The sequence below is a fragment of the Pseudomonas halotolerans genome (assembly GCF_039581215.1).
GTDB lineage: Bacteria > Pseudomonadota > Gammaproteobacteria > Pseudomonadales > Pseudomonadaceae > Aquipseudomonas > Aquipseudomonas tehranensis.
Map to the genome: position 1 here is coordinate 143,809 of NZ_JBCNTJ010000003.1, position 16,974 is coordinate 160,782.

A 16,974-nucleotide genomic window follows, 5' to 3' on the forward strand; every position below is an offset into this window, starting at 1 on the left:
CATGATGCAGATCGACAACAAGATTTTCCTCGTCAGCGGTGGCGCGTCCGGCCTCGGCGCGGCCACCGGCGAGATGCTGGTCAAGGCCGGCGCCAAGGTGATGCTGGTGGATCTCAATGCCGAAGCCGTGGCTGCCCAGGCGCAAAAGCTTGGGTGCCAAAGCGTGGTCGCGGATATCAGTGACGAGGCGGCGGCTGCAGCGGCGGTCAAGGCCACCGTGGATACGTTCGGCGGCCTCAACGGCCTGGTGAACTGCGCCGGCATCGTGCGCGGCGAAAAAATCCTCGGCAAGAACGGCCCGCACGCGCTGGCCAGCTTCAGTCAGGTGATCAACGTCAACCTGATCGGTAGCTTCAACCTGCTGCGTCTGGCTGCCGCCGCCATCAGTGAAACCGAGGCCGATGCTGACGGTGAGCGTGGCGTGATCATCAACACCGCGTCGGTGGCGGCTTTCGACGGGCAGATCGGCCAGGCGGCCTACGCGGCGTCCAAGGGCGCCATTGCCAGCCTGACCCTGCCGGCCGCCCGGGAACTGGCGCGCTTCGGCATCCGTGTGATGACCATCGCCCCGGGTATTTTCGAAACCCCGATGATGGCCGGCATGACGCCTGAAGTACGCAACTCCCTGGCCGCCGGCGTGCCGTTTCCACCGCGCCTGGGCAAACCGACCGAGTACGCGGCGCTGGTCAGGCATATCATTGAAAACAGCATGCTCAATGGTGAGGTGATCCGTCTCGACGGCGCCTTGCGTATGGCTGCCAAGTAGGAGCAACTGTCATGTCCCACGATCCGATTGTTATCGTTAGCGCCGTCCGCACCCCCATGGGTGGCTTTCAAGGTGAACTGAAAAGCCTCAGCGCCCCGCAATTGGGAGCCGCCGCGATTAAAGCTGCCGTGGAGCGGGCCGGCATTGCGCCTGATGCGGTGGAAGAAGTGCTGTTTGGCTGTGTGCTCGCGGCAGGCCAGGGCCAGGCCCCGGCGCGCCAGGCCGCGCTGGGGGCCGGGCTCGACAAGTCGACCCGCTGCACCACGCTCAACAAGATGTGTGGTTCGGGCATGGAAGCGGCGATTCTCGCCCATGACATGCTGATCGCCGGCAGCGCCGAGGTGGTCGTGGCTGGCGGCATGGAAAGCATGTCCAACGCGCCATACCTGCTCGACCGCGCCCGCAGCGGTTTGCGCATGGGCCACGGCAAGGTGCTCGACCATATGTTCCTCGATGGCCTGGAAGACGCCTACGACAAGGGCCGCTTGATGGGCACCTTTGCCGAAGATTGCGCTGAAGCCAACGGTTTCAGTCGCCAAGCCCAGGATGACTTCGCCATCGCGTCCACCACCCGCGCCCAACAGGCGATCAAGGACGGCAGTTTCGACGCCGAGATCGTGCCGTTGCAGGTCATGGTCGGCAAGGAACAGGTCACCGTGCGCCACGATGAGCAGCCGCCCAAGGCCCGCCTGGACAAGATCGCCTCGCTCAAACCGGCGTTCCGTGAGGGCGGAACGGTCACCGCCGCCAATTCCAGCTCCATCTCTGACGGTGCCGCAGCCCTGGTGCTGATGCGCCAGAGCCAGGCTCGAGAGCGAGGCTTGAAGCCGTTGGCGGTGATTCACGGCCATGCGGCGTTTGCCGACACCCCGAGCCTGTTCCCCACCGCACCCATCGGGGCGGTGAAGAAGCTGATGAACAAAACCGGTTGGTCGCTCGACGACGTTGAGCTGTTTGAAATCAACGAGGCTTTTGCGGTAGTGGCGTTGGCGACCATGGGCGCGCTGGAGATCCCCCACGACAAGGTCAACGTCCATGGCGGCGCCTGCGCCTTGGGCCACCCCATCGGTGCGTCGGGCGCGCGGATCCTGGTGACGCTGCTTTCGGCCCTGCGCCAGAAAGGCCTCAAGCGGGGCGTCGCGGCCATCTGCATCGGTGGCGGCGAAGCCACGGCCATGGCCGTTGAATGCCTGTATTAAGGAATCGACATGCTCCCGACTGAAGAACAGACGCAAATCAGCGACATGGCCCGAGACTTCGCCCAGGAACGCTTGAAACCGTTCGCCGCCGAGTGGGACCGTGAGCACCGCTTCCCGAAAGAAGCCATCGGCGAGATGGCCGAGCTGGGTTTCTTCGGCATGCTCGTGCCGGAACAGTGGGGCGGTTGCGACACCGGTTACCTGGCCTACGCCATGACCCTGGAAGAAATCGCCGCCGGCGACGGCGCGTGCTCGACGATCATGAGCGTGCACAATTCGGTGGGCTGCGTGCCGATCCTCAAGTATGGCAACGACGAGCAGAAAGAGCGTTTCCTCAAGCCGCTGGCCAGCGGCGCGATGCTGGGCGCCTTTGCCTTGACCGAGCCCCAGGCCGGTTCCGACGCCAGCGGTCTGAAGACCCGCGCCAAGCTGAATGGCGACCACTACGTGCTCAATGGCTGCAAGCAGTTCATCACCTCCGGGCAGAACGCCGGGGTGGTGATTGTGTTTGCGGTGACCGATCCGAGCGCCGGCAAGCGTGGCATCAGTGCGTTCATCGTGCCCACCGATTCGCCGGGCTACAGCGTGGCGCGGGTCGAAGACAAGCTGGGCCAGCACGCTTCCGACACCTGCCAGATCCTGTTCGAGGATGTTCGTGTTCCGGTGGGCAACCGCTTGGGAGAGGAGGGCGAGGGCTACAAGATCGCCCTGGCGAACCTGGAAGGCGGGCGGGTCGGCATTGCGGCGCAGTCCGTGGGCATGGCCCGCGCGGCGTTCGAAGCGGCCCGCGACTATGCTCGCGAGCGGCAAAGTTTCGGCAAGCCGATCATCGAGCACCAGGCCGTGGCGTTCCGCCTGGCGGACATGGCCACCCAGATCGCCGTGGCGCGGCAAATGGTCCATTACGCCGCTGCTTTGCGGGACAACGGTCAGCCTGCGTTGGTGCAAGCGTCCATGGCCAAGCTGTTCGCCTCGGAAATGGCCGAAAAAGTCTGCTCCATGGCGTTGCAAACCCTGGGCGGTTACGGTTACCTCAACGACTTCCCGCTGGAGCGCATCTACCGCGACGTGCGGGTCTGCCAGATCTACGAAGGCACCAGCGACATACAGCGCATGGTCATTTCGCGCAATCTTTGAACAGCGCTTTCGTAGGCGCTGCCGAAGGCTGCGATCTTTTGATTCTGGTCTTTTAAAAGATCGCAGCCTTCGGCAGCTCCTACGGGGGTCGAGAAATATACAAATGCTTAACAGGAGTCCTGCATGAGCTATGAAACGATTTTATTGGAGATCAAGGACCGCGTTGGCCTGATCACCCTCAACCGTCCCCAGGCGTTGAACGCCTTGAACGCGCAGATCGTCAACGAGCTGAACCAGGCGCTGGATACGCTGGAGGCTGATCCGAAGATTGGTTGCATCGTGCTGACCGGCTCGAAAAAAGCCTTTGCCGCCGGTGCCGACATCAAAGAGATGGCCGAGCTGACCTATCCGCAGATTTACCTGGATGACCTGTTCAGCGACAGCGATCGGGTGGCCAACCGGCGCAAGCCGATCATCGCGGCGGTGAACGGGTTTGCCTTGGGCGGTGGTTGCGAACTGGCGTTGATGTGCGACTTTATCCTGGCCGGTGACAATGCCAAGTTCGGCCAGCCGGAAATCAACCTTGGGGTACTACCGGGCATGGGTGGCACCCAGCGCCTGACTCGCGCAGTGGGCAAAGCCAAGGCCATGGAAATGTGCCTGACCGGCCGCTTTATCGATGCAGTGGAGGCCGAGCGTTGCGGCATTGTCGCGCGCATCGTGCCGGCCGATGAATTGCTCGACGACGCGCTGAAAACCGCCGCTCTGATTGCGTCCAAGTCGGTGCCCATCAGCATGATGGTCAAGGAGAGCGTCAACCGCGCCTTTGAAGTCAGCCTGTCCGAAGGTGTGCGTTTCGAGCGCCGGGTCTTTCATGCGGCATTTGCCACGCATGATCAGAAGGAAGGCATGGCGGCGTTCGTGGCCAAGCGCGCGGCGGAGTTTCAGGACAAGTAATGCGGCGTCCTGACTGACGCCATCGCGAGCAAGCTCGCTCCCACAGGGTCCATTGGTGTACGCAGTATTGACGTACGCCACCGAAACCCTGTGGGAGCGGGCTTGCCCGCGAAGACGCCGGCACATCCAGCATAGAAGTGACTGATCCACCGCTTTCGCGAGCAAGCTCGCTCCCACACTGGATCTCGGGTGTATGCAGCATTTGCTTACACCAATGGATCCTGTGGGAGCGGGCTTGCCCGCGAAGACGCCGGCACATCCAGCATAGAAGTGACGGATCCACCGCTTTCGCGAGCAAGCTCGCTCCCACACTGGATCTCGGGTGTACGCAGCATCTGCTTACACCAATGAATCCTGTGGGAGCGGGCTCGCCCGCGAAGACGCCGGCACATCCAGCATAGAAGTGACTGATCCACCGCCTTTGCGAGCAAGCTCGCTCCCACACTGGATCTCGGGTGTACGCAGCATCTGCTTACACCAATGGATCCTGTGGGAGCGGGCTTGCTCGCGAAGACGCCGGCACATCCAGCATAGAAGTGATGGATCCACCGCTTTCGCGAGCAAGCCCGCTCCCACACTGGATCTCGGGTGTACGCAGCATCTGCTTACACCAATGAATCCTGTGGGAGCGGGCTTGCCCGCGAAGACGGCGGCACATCCAGCATAGAGGTGACGGATCCACCGCTTTCGCGAGCAAGCCCGCTCCCATACTGGATCTCGGGTGTATGCAGCATTTGCTTACACCAATGGATCCTGTGGGAGCGGGCTTGCCCGCGAAGGCGGCGGCACAGTCAACATCGCTGCAAGCTGAACCACCGCTTTCGCGAGCAAGCCCGCTCCCACAAGGGGCAGGTGCAGGATTGCGCTCACAGGCTGTTCTACCTTGAAACTGAAAAGCCCTGTCACAACGGACAGGGCTTTTCACGTGCAGCTTGACGCTTGCGGCTCAGGGCTGTTCTTAGAACAACACGCCTTGGCTGCGCAGGTAGTCGTCATAGGTGCCGCTGAAGTCGATCACGCCGTCGGCGCTCAACTCGATGATGCGGGTGGCCAGGGACGATACGAACTCACGGTCGTGGCTGACGAAGATCAGCGTGCCCGGATAGTTTTCCAGCGCCAGGTTCAGCGCCTCGATGGATTCCATGTCCAGGTGGTTGGTCGGTTCGTCCATCACCAGCACGTTCGGCTTTTGCAGGATCAGCTTGCCGAACAGCATGCGACCCTGTTCACCACCGGAAATGACCTTGACTGACTTGAGGATCTCGTCGTTGGAAAACAACATGCGGCCCAAGGTGCCACGAACCAGTTGTTCGCCGCCCTGGGTCCACTGCCCCATCCAGTCGAACAGGTTGACGTCGTCTTCGAAGTCGTGGGCGTGGTCCTGGGCGTAGTAGCCCAGTTCTGCTGCGTCAGTCCATTTCACGGTCCCGGCGTCCGGTTCCAGTTCGTTGACCAGGGTGCGCAGCAACGTGGTCTTGCCGATGCCGTTCGGGCCAATGATCGCCACGCGCTCGCCGGCTTCGACGGTGAAGCTGAAGTCCTTGAACAGCGGCTTGCCATCAAACCCTTTGGCCATGCCTTCGACAATGACCGCCTGGCGGTGCAGCTTCTTGGTCTGTTCGAAGCGAATGAACGGACTCACACGGCTCGATGGCTTGACTTCGGCCAACTGGATCTTGTCGATCTGCTTGGCACGGGAGGTGGCTTGCTTGGCTTTCGAGGCGTTGGCCGAGAAGCGGCTGACGAACGATTGCAGTTCGGAAATCTGCGCTTTCTTCTTGGCGTTGTCCGACAGCAGTTGCTCGCGGGACTGGGTCGCCACGGTCATGTACTCGTCGTAGTTGCCGGGGAACAGACGCAGCTCGCCGTAGTCCAGATCCGCCATGTGGGTGCAGACACTGTTCAGGAAGTGACGGTCGTGGGAGATGATGATCATCAGGCTCGAGCGCTGGGTCAGCACGTTTTCCAGCCAGCGGATGGTGTTGATGTCCAGGTGGTTGGTCGGCTCGTCCAGCAGCAGCACTTCCGGGTCGGAGAACAACGCCTGGGCCAGCAATACGCGCAGTTTCCAGCCGGGCGATACTTCGCTCATCGGGCCGAAATGCTGCTCGATGCCAATCCCCAGGCCCAGCAGCAGTTCACCGGCACGGGACTCGGCGGTGTAGCCGTCCATTTCGGCGAATTCGGTTTCCAGCTCGGCCACGGCCATGCCGTCTTCTTCGGTCATTTCCGGCAGCGAGTAGATACGGTCGCGCTCGGCCTTGACCTTCCACAGCTCTTCGTGGCCCATGATCACGGTGTCGATCACGGTGAATTCTTCGTAGGCGAACTGGTCCTGACGCAGTTTACCCAGGCGCACGTTCGGCTCGAGCATGACCTGGCCGCCGGACGGCTCGAGGTCGCCGCCGAGGATCTTCATGAAGGTCGACTTGCCGCAACCGTTGGCGCCGATCAGACCGTAGCGGTTACCCGCGCCGAACTTGACAGAGACGTTTTCGAACAGCGGCTTGGCGCCGAACTGCATCGTGATGTTAGCTGTAGAGATCAAAGGTTTATCCTGCGGAACATTCAGAGTAGCTAAGGGTGCGGCAGTACCTGTTCAGTACCTGTTTGCGCAGGTCCCGACCGCACAAGAGCATCGCGGTCGCAAGCGCAAGGGTCCATCCGGCATAAGAGGACAGCAGCATACGGAGCGCCTGACCCAAATAGACGTACGCCGAAGCCGGAATCCGGTATCGGCCAAAAAGGGGGCGCGTAATGTTTGGCGGCAATTGTACTGATCTGGCCGCGTTAACGATAGGGTGTAACCCAGGCAAGACAGTTTTTAACAACGCGGGGATAACCTTTAGTTACGAGTTGTGGCTAAATTGCCGTCTCACTTACGCCATTCCCCACACTGTTCGGTTGTGCGGAAGTGGCAGCCTGTCCACTTTTGATGTGTGCGGATACTGTGAAACTCATCATTGCCGCGATCTATCTTCTCTCTATCGGTTATGTGCATCTGCGCGGGCGCGTTCGGCACAAGCTCGGACGCCAGTTGAGCGACCACTCGTCCTTCCTCGCGCCGATCAACTGCCTGCTTTACCTGTGCTCGAAACTGCCCAACAAGCCTTTCCTGAACCCGGCGCAGTTTCCTGACCTGAGCCCGTTGCAGACCCACTGGCAGGAGATCCGTGCCGAAGGCCAGAATTTGCTGCGAGCGGGGGAGATCAAGCGTTCCAACCAGTACGACGATGTGGGTTTCAATTCGTTCTTCAAGACCGGTTGGAAGCGTTTCTACCTGAAGTGGTACGCCGACAGCCATCCCTCGGCCATGAAGCTGTGCCCGCGCACCACTGAACTGGTGCAGAGCATCGGTTCGATCAAGGCGGCGATGTTCGCCGAGCTGCCACCGGGTTCCAAGCTGGTTCGTCATCGCGACCCGTATGCCGGGTCCTACCGGTACCACCTGGGCCTGGAAACGCCCAACGATGCCGGTTGCTACATCAATGTCGACGGCGAGCATTACCATTGGCGTGATGGCGAGGCGGTGATATTCGACGAGACCTTCATTCATTACGCCCAGAACACCACGCCCCACAATCGAATCATCCTGTTTTGCGACGTGGAACGCCCCATGAGGTTTCGCTGGGCCGCTGCATTCAACCGCTGGTTCAGCCGCACCGTGATGGCTGCCGCCGGAGCGCCTAACGACGCAGGTGATAAAACGGGCGGGCTGAACCGGGCGTTTTCCAGGCTTTACAGAATTCGTCTGCAAGGCAAAGCGTTGAAGAAGCGTAACCGCCAGCTGTATTACTTGCTGAAATGGGCATTGTTCGGCGGTCTGCTAGCCGCCTTTATCTGGATCTGAGCGGGTAATTTTGCGTACCTGAATCATTCCTCGGGTTTCTTCGCGTCCAGTTGCTCCCACATTCTGGCGGTGATCCGCTGGCGATGGTTGTAACCCTCCCACGGGTCGGCGCCCAGATTTCTGGCCCGTTCAAGCGCCGTATAAATATCCCACTGCTGGGCGTTACGCAGGCCGTCGAGCTCGGCTCGGGCAATCGGAACGGATACCGGCAGACCTGGCCGAGCGCGCACCGAGTAGGCGCTGACGGTGCTGGCGCCTCGGGCGTTACGCAGGTAGTCGACGAATATCTTCCCGACACGGTTCTTCGGCCCCATGGTCGCGGTGATCCGCTGCGGCATCTGCCCGGTCATGAACTGGGAAATGGCCTTGGCGAAAGCCTTGGTAAGGTCCCAGCCTTCACTGCGCGCCAGCGGCACGATGACATGCATGCCTTTGCCGCCGCTGGTCTTGAGGAACGCCTGCAAACCCAATTCGTCGAGCACCGAGAGGGTCAGGCGCGTCGCCTCGATCATCGCACTCCAGGGCAGCGACGGGTCGGGGTCCAGATCAAGCACGAACAGGTCCGGCGTCTCGATCCGATCATGCGTGGCGGCCCATGTGTGCAACTCCACCGTGCCCATTTGTGCCGCGCTGACCAGCGACTGGACGCTGTTGATTTCCATCAGCGCGGCATGGCCGGGGTCCAGTGCCGGATCCAGCTGTTTGATATGGGGAATCTCCAGGCGATCGGCGTGTTTCTGAAAGAACTGCTCTTCGCCGATTCCCTCTGGAGCCCTCAGCAGGGCCACAGGGCGCTGCTTCAGATGCGGCAGAATCCAGGGGGCGATGTTTTCGTAGTACTGCGCCAGTTCGACTTTGTGAACACCGCTGACGCTGTCGATGACGCGCTCGGGGTGGGAAACATCCACCCCCGCGACCTTTACGGTACGGGCCTTGCTCCGGAGCACGGCCGTGGAGGGCATGTTTTTTATCGGAACCGGTTGCTCGCGCACAACCTTGTTTGCCGGTATGTCGTTCTGCACGTCCAGGAACACGGCCTGTCGCACCAGGCCGCTGCGGGTCCATTCGGCAAACTCGACTTCACAGACCTCGGTTGGCGCTACCCAATGCACGTTGCGGCTTTGCGCACTGCTGAGCGGCGCGGCCAATGGCGAATCGTCCCGTTCCAGCCTGCAGAGTTGTTCGTGCAATTGTTTGAGCCGGGCGTGAGCAAATCCGCTGCCGACGCGACCGGCATATGCCAGTCCCTCAGCTCCGTTGACGGCCAGCAACAGTGACCCGAACCCACTGCGCCGACCTTTGGGGCGGGTGAAACCGACGATCACGAACGCTTGGCGCAGACGGCATTTTAATGTGATCCAGTCGGTGCTGCGGCGTGATACATAGGGGCTGCCCAGGCGTTTGCCGACTACGCCATCGAGTGCGAGGGCGTTGGCACTTTCAAAAATGTCGCGCTGGTTGGCCGAAAACGACTCAGAGAAACGCAGGCGCTTGCTGGCGTTGTTCTTCAGGGCTTTGTGCAGGGCGGCCCGACGCTTTTCAACGGGCATCTGGCGCAGGTCGACGCCATTGAGGAAAGGGGCATCAAACAGGACATACACCAGGTCTACCGTGCGGCCAATCTCGAAGGATTGTCGCAGCGCCGCAAAGTCAGAGTGGCCATCGTCATCGAGCGAAACGAGGCCGCCGTCGAGCCAGCTGTCACCCAGGTTCAGCTCGGACAACGCCTCGGCGTGCAACGGCAGGCGATCGGTCCAGTCCTGCTGATTGCGGCTGAACAAACGCACTTGGCCTGCTTCAATGCGGGCCATCAGGCGATAGCCATCGAACTGCACTTCATAACGCCATTCACCGGCTGGGGGTTGCTCCACGGGTGTGGCACGCTGCGGCAACAAGCGCTCGGGAAGTGTGTTGGCGACGCCGGCCTGGTTTTGCCGGGGGCGCTTGCGGCTTCTCTTCTGCTCCGGCTCGGCACCGGACAAACGGGCGTATTCACTCTGGGCCTTGGCCATGACGGATTCCCTTTTATTGCTGGCGCCCGGGGGTTAGCCCTGGGAGGCCTTGGTGGCTTTTTTCGCGGGAGCGGATTTGCGGGTTTTCACCGGCTTTGCGGAGGTTTTGCCAGCAGGTTTGTCGGCTGCCTTGCCCTTGCCGCCCAGGCTGCGCTTGAGCAGCTCGGTAAGGTCGATGACATCGGCGCTCTTGCGTTGCTCTTCGCCTGGGTCGGTTTCCACCGCCTCGAGCCGGCCTTCTTTGGCCTTTTTCTCCACCAGCTCCATGATCTTGTCTTCGAAGCTGTCTCGGTACGCTTGCGGTTCCCAATCGGCGCTCATGTCCTGCACCAGTCGCTTGGCCATTTCCAATTCTCCCTTGGCCAAGGTGGGCTTGATGACTTCATCGCCCAGTTCCAGGATGTCGAGTTCACGCACTTCGGCGGGCCAGCGCAGCATCACCAGCACCAGTGCAGACTCCAGCGGCATCAGCGCAGCCAGATGCTGGCGGGTATGCAGCACGACATGGGCCAGGGCCACCTTGTTGGTCTTGATCAGGGTTTCGCGTAGCAGGGCGTAGACCTTGCCGCCGCGTTTGTCTGGCGCCAGGAAGTAGGGGGTGTCGATGTTTTGCAGGGGGATTTTTTCGCTGTCGACAAAAGAAAAAATATCGATGGTCTGGGTGGATTTGGGGTGGGCAGAGCGAATTTCCTCTTCGCTGAGCAGAACGTATTGGCCCTTCTGATACTGCACGCCCTTGACGATATTTTCCTTGGTCACTTCCTTGCCGGTGACCTTGTTCACTCGCTTATAGCCCACCGGGTCCATGCTGCGCTTGTCCAGCCAGTCGAAATCCACCCCCTGGGAGGACGTGGCCGACACCAGCGCTACAGGAATGTGGACCAGTCCGAAGCTGATTGCGCCTTTCCAGATTGCCCGTGCCATGGAGGAGTTTCCTTGCCGGTGAATGAGTCATTCAGGTGACCTTGCGGCCTTCGCAAAAGTTTCCATGGCGCGCCGGTTGACCCGCCCCACATTACTTTCGAGACGCTTGGTTACATCTTCGGGCGGACATTTCCTTAACAATGGCGAACCGGCGGCGTAGCGTGCTTTCGATATGCCTGAATCCAAGAGGTGCTCCGATGAACAGGCTGCTACTCGCTCTCATGACGCTGTTGCTGGCCACCGCCGCCCACTCGGCAACGCCCGACCGCGGGGTCGTGCTACTGGCCCAGAACCTGCCAGGCAACAACAATCCCTATAACAGCCCGATCCGCCGGGCCAATCCCAACAGCATGCAGGGCACCCGGCCCAACGTGCCGATGATCCATAACAACCCGACGGTTCCCGTTCCGCGGCCACCCACGCTGGAGAATGGCGGTATCGGCAACGGTTATCCTCGTTCCGGTCAGCCTGCCGGTTCGCCACGGCCTACCATCAAGTCCACTCCACCGCCGAGGGCCACCTCCAACGACACTCGCTGAGTGCTTAGCCCCGGCAGTCTCTATCCACACCACAGAAGGAAGTGTGCATGTTGCGTAAAACACTCCTGGCCGCGTTCTGCGCCAGCGCTGTACTGACCCTTGCCCTGCCGGCGTCTGCCGCGCAAACCCAGCAACTCAAGAGCGAGGAGGGCACGGTGGAGGTGACCACCATGGTCAAGGGGCTCGAGCATCCCTGGTCCGTGGCTTTCCTGCCTGACCAACAAGGCATGCTGGTGACAGAGCGCGCGGGCAACCTGCGCCGGGTCAGCCCTGATGGCCAGCTCTCGGCACCGTTGAACGGCGTACCTGAGGTCTGGGCCAGAGGCCAGGGCGGTTTGCTGGACGTGGTGCTGTCGCCGGACTTCAAGCAGGACCGCACGGTTTACCTGTCATACGCCGAGGCCGGCGATGACGGCAAGGCGGGCACCGCCGTGGGCCGCGGGCAATTGTCCGAAGACCTGCAGAGCCTGAAGAACTTCAATGTGATTTTCCGCCAGCAGCCCAAGCTTTCCACGGGGAACCATTTTGGCTCGCGTCTTGTTTTCGATCGGGACGGTTATCTGTTCATCACCCTGGGGGAAAACAACGAGCGCCCCACGGCCCAGGATCTGGACAAGCTGCAGGGCAAAATCGTGCGCATCTACCCCGACGGCAAGGTACCGGACGACAATCCGTTTGTCGGTCAGCCCAACGTACGCCCCGAGATCTGGTCCTATGGCGTTCGCAACCCCCAAGGGGCGGCCCTCAATCCCTGGAACGGTACGCTGTGGGAGAACGAACACGGCCCCAGGGGCGGCGATGAGCTGAATATCATCGAACGCAGCAAGAATTACGGCTGGCCGCTGGCGACCCACGGCATCAACTACTCCGGGGCGCCGATCCCGGAAGCCGGCGGCCAGACCGCCGAAGGCACGCTTGGCCCTTTTCACGTATGGGAAGTGTCACCCGGGTTGAGCGGCATGGCGTTCTATGACGGTGATCGCTTCAAGGCCTGGCAACGCAACGTGTTCATCGGCGCGCTGGTGTCCCGGAATCTGATCCGCCTGGAGCTGGAGGGTGACAAGGTCGTTCACGAAGAGCGTCTGCTGGGTGAACTCGGTGAGCGTATTCGCGACGTTCGCCAGGGGCCGGACGGTTTCCTGTACGTGCTGACGGACGACGATGACGGGGCGCTCTATAAAGTCGGGCTCAAGTGAATCGCCACAATGCCATTGACTTGCCTGCCAACGGCAGGCTAATTTCCAGCCATGACCCGCACCGTATTGCGTAGCCAGCCGAGCATTATTACCGCCATTCCTTATTTGGCGGGCTAGCTGACGACTGTACCCAACCCGCCTCCGAGGCGGGTTTTTTCTTTCTGTCTCCGGAGTTTGTCCAAACCAGGAGACCGCCATGCCGACCACCCGTTCCGAGCAAGCCCTGCTAGCACATTACGTCAAGAAGATCCTCGCCGCGCCGGTGTACGAACTGGCCGTGCGTACGCCGTTGCAAGCGGCCGCCGGGCTGTCCGAAACCTTGGGCAACCGGATCCTGCTCAAGCGTGAAGACCTGCAGCCGACTTTTTCTTTCAAGATCCGCGGCGCTTACAACAAACTGGTACAACTGACCGCGCAGCAGCGGGCTCGCGGCGTCATCACGGCTTCGGCAGGCAATCACGCCCAAGGCGTGGCGTTGGCCGCGCGGGAGCTGGGCATTTCGGCCAGCATCGTCATGCCGCTCACCACACCACAGCTCAAGGTGCTGGGTGTGCGCAACCGGGGCGCCGAAGCCGTGCTGCACGGGGAGAGCTTTCCCTTTGCCCTGGCATACGCACTGGAGCTGGCCCGTCAGACCGGACGCGAGTTCGTATCGCCCTTCGATGATCCGGACGTGATCGCCGGGCAGGGCACCGTCGCCATGGAGATCCTGCGTCAGCACCCAGGCAGCCTGGACGCGATTTTTGTCCCGGTCGGTGGCGGGGGGCTGATTGCCGGAATCGCGGCCTACGTCAAGTACCTGCGTCCTGAGGTTCGCATCGTCGGGGTGGAGTCACAACATTCCGCTTGTCTCCAGGCGGCGCTGGCAGTCGGTGAGCGGGTGAGTTTGGCAAGCGTGGGAACCTTTGCCGATGGCGTGGCTGTTGCGCAAATAGGTGTCTATGGCTTCGACATCTGCCGTTTTTGCGTCGATGAAGTGATCACCGTCACCGATGACCAATTGTGCGCGGCCATCCGAGACATCTATGACGATACCCGCTCGATAACCGAGCCCTCGGGCGCCCTGGCGGTCGCCGGCATCAAGCACTACGTTGCTCACACCGGGGCACGGGGCGAAACACTGGTGGCAATCGATTCAGGCGCGAATATCAACTTCGATAGCCTGCGCCATGTCGCGGAGCGGGCAGCGGCGCAAGCCATTTGAAGTTTTTTACGCTACGTCACACTTTTTTCGAAGCAGGCGACGGGCGCCCGTTCGCCCCGGCGCAAGAGGGTCTAATCTAGCTTGCGACAGGGATCATTGGCGATTGCAGTTTGCATGAGGAAAATCCCGCTTCCTTGCAATTTGCACGCACGCTTCAACCGTCCTGAAAGCTAAGTAGTTGATTTGGATCAATCGGGATTTTCTTTAAAGCAGGCATATTTTTTGCGGGATGATGAATGAGTCGCTTAATGGGCTCATTGATTAGAAACGCCAAGAACGAACGAACGGCACGGCATTCGTAGTCCCAGTCCGCATGGAAGAACGGGCGAAATACCGCCGTCGTGAACATAAATTGGCCGCCTCAACAGGAGAGAGTCGCCATGTTTTTATCTGCCCTCGAAATGCGAAACATCATTGAAAGCAGCTTGCTGCCCAAGCGCTCGCAGTGCACCTTGTCACCTGACTTGTCGATGACAATCAAGATCTATGACGATCATGAAACCGATCGTGTGGCGTTGATCAAGACCGACATTGATGCCAACAAGCTGAATGGTTGCCGGGCAATCAACGACCTGATTGCCGAGTTGCGCTCTGAACTCGACCACAATCACCACACCAGTAATCACTTTCATCAGCAACACCGCATGACCGGGCGCTGATCACGGCCTTGTCCTTCTGAGAATCACGTCCGGGTTCGGTCATTGTCCGAACCCGGTGCCGTGCTTTTACTCAATCGATTCAGTCCAATTGCTGCCGATACGGCAGGTCCGGCCCGGTCCTGCCGCACGTCAGTGCAGCCGCGCGCATGGCAAAGGCGAGCATGTCGCTCACCTGTTCCCGAGTCAGGGCATGCAGGCCTTCCGCCGAATCCAGTTGTCGCTCGGTCAGCCAGGTAATCAACGCCGCCTGGAAGGTGTCCCCTGCGCCGACGGTATCGGCGATTTGCACCGAGCATGCCGGCATTGACCAGGAGCCGTGCTGGCGGCTGAAGACCGTCGCGCCTTGACTGCCACGGGTAAGGAACACCAATTGGCAACGGTGCTCCAGCCAGCGCTCGATGAGGGTCTGTGGCAGATGGTCGGGGTAAAGGAGACTCAGGTCTTCGTCGCTGACCTTGATCAAATCGGCATATTCGACCAGCGTTGCGATTCGCGAGCGCCACAGTTCGATGTCCGGTTGCGGGTTGAGTCGCACGTTCGGATCCAGGCTGATCAAGCGCTTGCCGCTCTCGCGCCGTACCAAGGCCAGCAGTGTGTCGGCGATCGGTTGCACCACCAGAGAGAAGGAGCCGACATGCAATCCGCGTACGTGGGGACCGAGGACCGGCAGATGGTCCAGGCCCAGTTGCCGGTCCGCGCATCCTTCACCGCGAAAGCTATAGTGGGGCGAACCGTTGGCGCCGACCGCCACCATGGCCAGGGTTGTAGGCGCGTCGAAGTCCCGTACGTACTCGGTGTTGACACCTTCGGCAAGCAGGACCTGGTGCAAGCGTCGGCCCAGGTAGTCCGTAGACAAGCCGGCAAACAGCGCAGACTCCACCCCCAAGCGCCGCAGCCCTACCGCCACATTGAATGGCGAGCCGCCGGCAATCGCTTTGAAATTGACCTGTGAGGCCGGGCCGCCGGTTTCCTTTTCGCTGAAAAAATCAAACAGCGCTTCACCACACACCAAATACATAGTTCTTAACTCTTAAAGGGTTGCGACGTGTTGTTGATAATATTCATAAGCTTTTTGGGATGCGGCGACATGCTCGGCAACGGGTCGGGTTTCGCTGGTTGGATCGAGCTTGACGCAGCGTTCGCACAGGTCGGCCAAGCTGTCTGGCGAGCCTGAATGGCACCACGCCGCCTGAATCGCCGCACCCAACGCAGCCGCTTCGCTTTGTTCGGTGCAAATGACCGTGGTGTCCATGATGTCGGCGACGATCTGCCGCCAAATCGGGCTTTTCGAGCCACCGCCAATCAAGCGGATGCTCTGGGCCTCAAGCCCATTGGCGCGCAGCAGGTCCAAACCGTAGCGCAAACCGAAGGTCGTGCCTTCGACCACCGCCCGACACAGGTTGGGCCGAGTCAGGTTGGTGGTGGTCAGACCGAGCAGGCTGCCAGTGGCATGGGGCAGGGCGGGGACCCGCTCGCCGTTGAGAAACGGGAGCATGCACACGCCTTCGGCGCCAATCGGGGCCGTCGCCACCAGGGCATTGAACGCTTCGATGTCCAGCTCCAGCAGCTCGCGCATGACCCCTGTGGCGTTGGTCAGGTTCATGGTGCAGATCAGCGGCAGCCAGCCGCCGCTGGATGAGCAGAAGGTTGCCACCGACGGCTGCGCACTGACCGCAGGCTCTGCGGCATAGGCGTAGACCGTGCCGGAGGAGCCCAGGCTCATGGTGATCACACCGGGCTGGATGTTGCCGGTGCCGATAGCCCCCATCATGTTGTCGCCCCCCCCGCTGGCCACCACCGCGTCGGGGTTGATGCCCAGGTGGGCGGCAACGGCCGGCAGGATCCGCCCCACCGGCTGATGGGCCTCGATCAGCTGCGGCAATGCCGATTGCAGCCGGCCGCTGGGATCGATGTGTTGCAGCAGCGGTACGTCCCATTGACGGGTACGTACGTTGAAATAGCCAGTACCCGAGGCGTCGCCGTATTCGCTGCAATGGCGGCCGGTGAGCCAGTGATTGAGAAAATCGTGGGGCAGCAGGATGCTGGCGATGCGGTTGAACAGCTGCGGGTGATGCTCGCGGGTCCACAATAGTTTGGAAACCGTGTAGCCGGGGGCAATGACCACGCCCAGGCGTTCCAGGGAGCCGCTTTCGCCGCCCAGGTGGGCCAAGAGACGATCGTTTTGTGGAGTGCTTTCGGTGTCGCACCACAACTTGGCCGGGCGCAGGACCTGGCCTTGATCATCGAGCAGTACCAGGCCATGTTGCTGGCCGGAGACACTGAGGCCGAGGATGGCCTGGCCATCGACGCCAGCGGATGCCAGGGCTTGGTGGGTGGCCTGGGTGAAAGCGTCCAGCCATTGCGCGGTATCTTGCTCGCGTCGCCCATCCGGGCCGCTGATCATGGTGTGGGCAGCAGAACCGTGTCCCAGAACCTGACCGCTGCTTGCGTCGAGGATCAAAGCCTTGGTGCCTTGGGTGCCGCAGTCGATGCCCAGGAACAATTGTTGGTTTGCCATAAGAATCCTCGGATCAAAGAACAAAACACAGAACTAGTGGCCAGGGAAATTACCTGTGGCGAGGGGATTTAGC

At 60.9% G+C, this 16,974-nt stretch carries 15 protein-coding genes; 9 read left to right on the forward strand and 6 right to left on the reverse strand.

Annotated elements, in window-relative coordinates; genetic code table 11:
- The first annotated feature begins 4 nt into the window (after positions 1-4).
- The 4 genes from AAIS01_RS05425 (at position 5) to AAIS01_RS05440 (ending at position 3,999) form a co-directional block, all read left to right on the forward strand.
- On the forward strand, positions 5-766 hold the full coding sequence (locus AAIS01_RS05425) for an SDR family NAD(P)-dependent oxidoreductase (protein ID WP_343468137.1): 762 nt from the start codon (positions 5-7) through the stop codon (positions 764-766).
- Positions 767-777: 11 nt separating this feature from the next.
- Positions 778-1,965, forward strand: a complete 1,188-nt coding sequence (locus tag AAIS01_RS05430; RefSeq protein ID WP_343468138.1) for an acetyl-CoA C-acyltransferase — start codon at positions 778-780, stop codon at positions 1,963-1,965.
- Between the two features lie 9 nt (positions 1,966-1,974).
- Positions 1,975-3,102 (forward strand): acyl-CoA dehydrogenase, encoded by a 1,128-nt coding sequence (locus AAIS01_RS05435; RefSeq protein ID WP_092398361.1) that lies wholly within the window; start codon positions 1,975-1,977, stop codon positions 3,100-3,102.
- A 123-nt stretch (positions 3,103-3,225) separates the two neighbouring features.
- Complete coding sequence (locus AAIS01_RS05440; protein ID WP_343468139.1) at positions 3,226-3,999, forward strand: enoyl-CoA hydratase; 774 nt, start codon at positions 3,226-3,228, stop codon at positions 3,997-3,999.
- 958 nt (positions 4,000-4,957) lie between these two features.
- Here AAIS01_RS05440 and AAIS01_RS05445 read toward each other — a convergent pair.
- Positions 4,958-6,547: an ABC-F family ATPase gene (locus AAIS01_RS05445; protein WP_092398087.1), complete on the reverse strand. Its 1,590-nt coding sequence runs from the start codon at positions 6,545-6,547 to the stop codon at positions 4,958-4,960.
- A gap of 402 nt (positions 6,548-6,949) precedes the next feature.
- Here AAIS01_RS05445 and lpxO point away from each other — a divergent pair, with 402 nt between their 5' ends.
- On the forward strand, positions 6,950-7,849 hold the full coding sequence (lpxO, locus tag AAIS01_RS05450; RefSeq protein ID WP_343468140.1) for a lipid A hydroxylase LpxO: 900 nt from the start codon (positions 6,950-6,952) through the stop codon (positions 7,847-7,849).
- 23 nt (positions 7,850-7,872) lie between these two features.
- On the opposite strand, the gene ligD is transcribed toward lpxO, so the two are convergent.
- Together ligD and ku are read right to left on the reverse strand one after the other, a co-directional pair.
- Positions 7,873-9,861, reverse strand: coding sequence for a DNA ligase D (gene ligD / locus AAIS01_RS05455; RefSeq protein WP_343468141.1), 1,989 nt, complete (start codon positions 9,859-9,861; stop codon positions 7,873-7,875).
- A 33-nt stretch (positions 9,862-9,894) separates the two neighbouring features.
- Positions 9,895-10,785 (reverse strand): non-homologous end joining protein Ku, encoded by an 891-nt coding sequence (gene ku, locus AAIS01_RS05460; RefSeq protein WP_343468142.1) that lies wholly within the window; start codon positions 10,783-10,785, stop codon positions 9,895-9,897.
- Positions 10,786-10,982: 197 nt separating this feature from the next.
- Here ku and AAIS01_RS05465 point away from each other — a divergent pair, with 197 nt between their 5' ends.
- The 3 genes from AAIS01_RS05465 to ilvA all read left to right on the forward strand — a co-directional run bounded on the left by AAIS01_RS05465 (position 10,983) and on the right by ilvA (position 13,724).
- Positions 10,983-11,324, forward strand: coding sequence for a hypothetical protein (locus AAIS01_RS05465; RefSeq protein WP_343468143.1), 342 nt, complete (start codon positions 10,983-10,985; stop codon positions 11,322-11,324).
- A gap of 47 nt (positions 11,325-11,371) precedes the next feature.
- Complete coding sequence (locus tag AAIS01_RS05470) at positions 11,372-12,520, forward strand: PQQ-dependent sugar dehydrogenase (RefSeq protein WP_343468144.1); 1,149 nt, start codon at positions 11,372-11,374, stop codon at positions 12,518-12,520.
- Positions 12,521-12,716: 196 nt separating this feature from the next.
- Entirely contained in the window at positions 12,717-13,724 is a 1,008-nt protein-coding gene (gene ilvA, locus AAIS01_RS05475; protein ID WP_343468145.1) for a threonine ammonia-lyase, biosynthetic, read from the forward strand.
- 154 nt (positions 13,725-13,878) lie between these two features.
- Here the strand turns inward: ilvA and AAIS01_RS05480 are convergent, their stop codons facing one another.
- On the reverse strand, positions 13,879-14,073 hold the full coding sequence (locus AAIS01_RS05480; RefSeq protein WP_343468146.1) for a hypothetical protein: 195 nt from the start codon (positions 14,071-14,073) through the stop codon (positions 13,879-13,881).
- A gap of 31 nt (positions 14,074-14,104) precedes the next feature.
- Here AAIS01_RS05480 and AAIS01_RS05485 point away from each other — a divergent pair, with 31 nt between their 5' ends.
- A complete protein-coding gene (locus tag AAIS01_RS05485; protein WP_343468147.1) occupies positions 14,105-14,383 on the forward strand; it encodes a DUF1652 domain-containing protein in 279 nt (92 codons plus the stop codon).
- A gap of 79 nt (positions 14,384-14,462) precedes the next feature.
- Here AAIS01_RS05485 and AAIS01_RS05490 read toward each other — a convergent pair whose 3' ends face one another.
- Positions 14,463-15,401: a carbohydrate kinase family protein gene (locus AAIS01_RS05490; protein ID WP_343468148.1), complete on the reverse strand. Its 939-nt coding sequence runs from the start codon at positions 15,399-15,401 to the stop codon at positions 14,463-14,465.
- Positions 15,402-15,413: 12 nt separating this feature from the next.
- Positions 15,414-16,901 carry a xylulokinase gene (gene xylB, locus AAIS01_RS05495; protein WP_343468149.1) on the reverse strand — a complete coding sequence of 496 codons (1,488 nt, stop codon included), beginning with the start codon at positions 16,899-16,901 and terminating at the stop codon, positions 15,414-15,416.
- Positions 16,902-16,974: the final 73 nt, after the last annotated feature.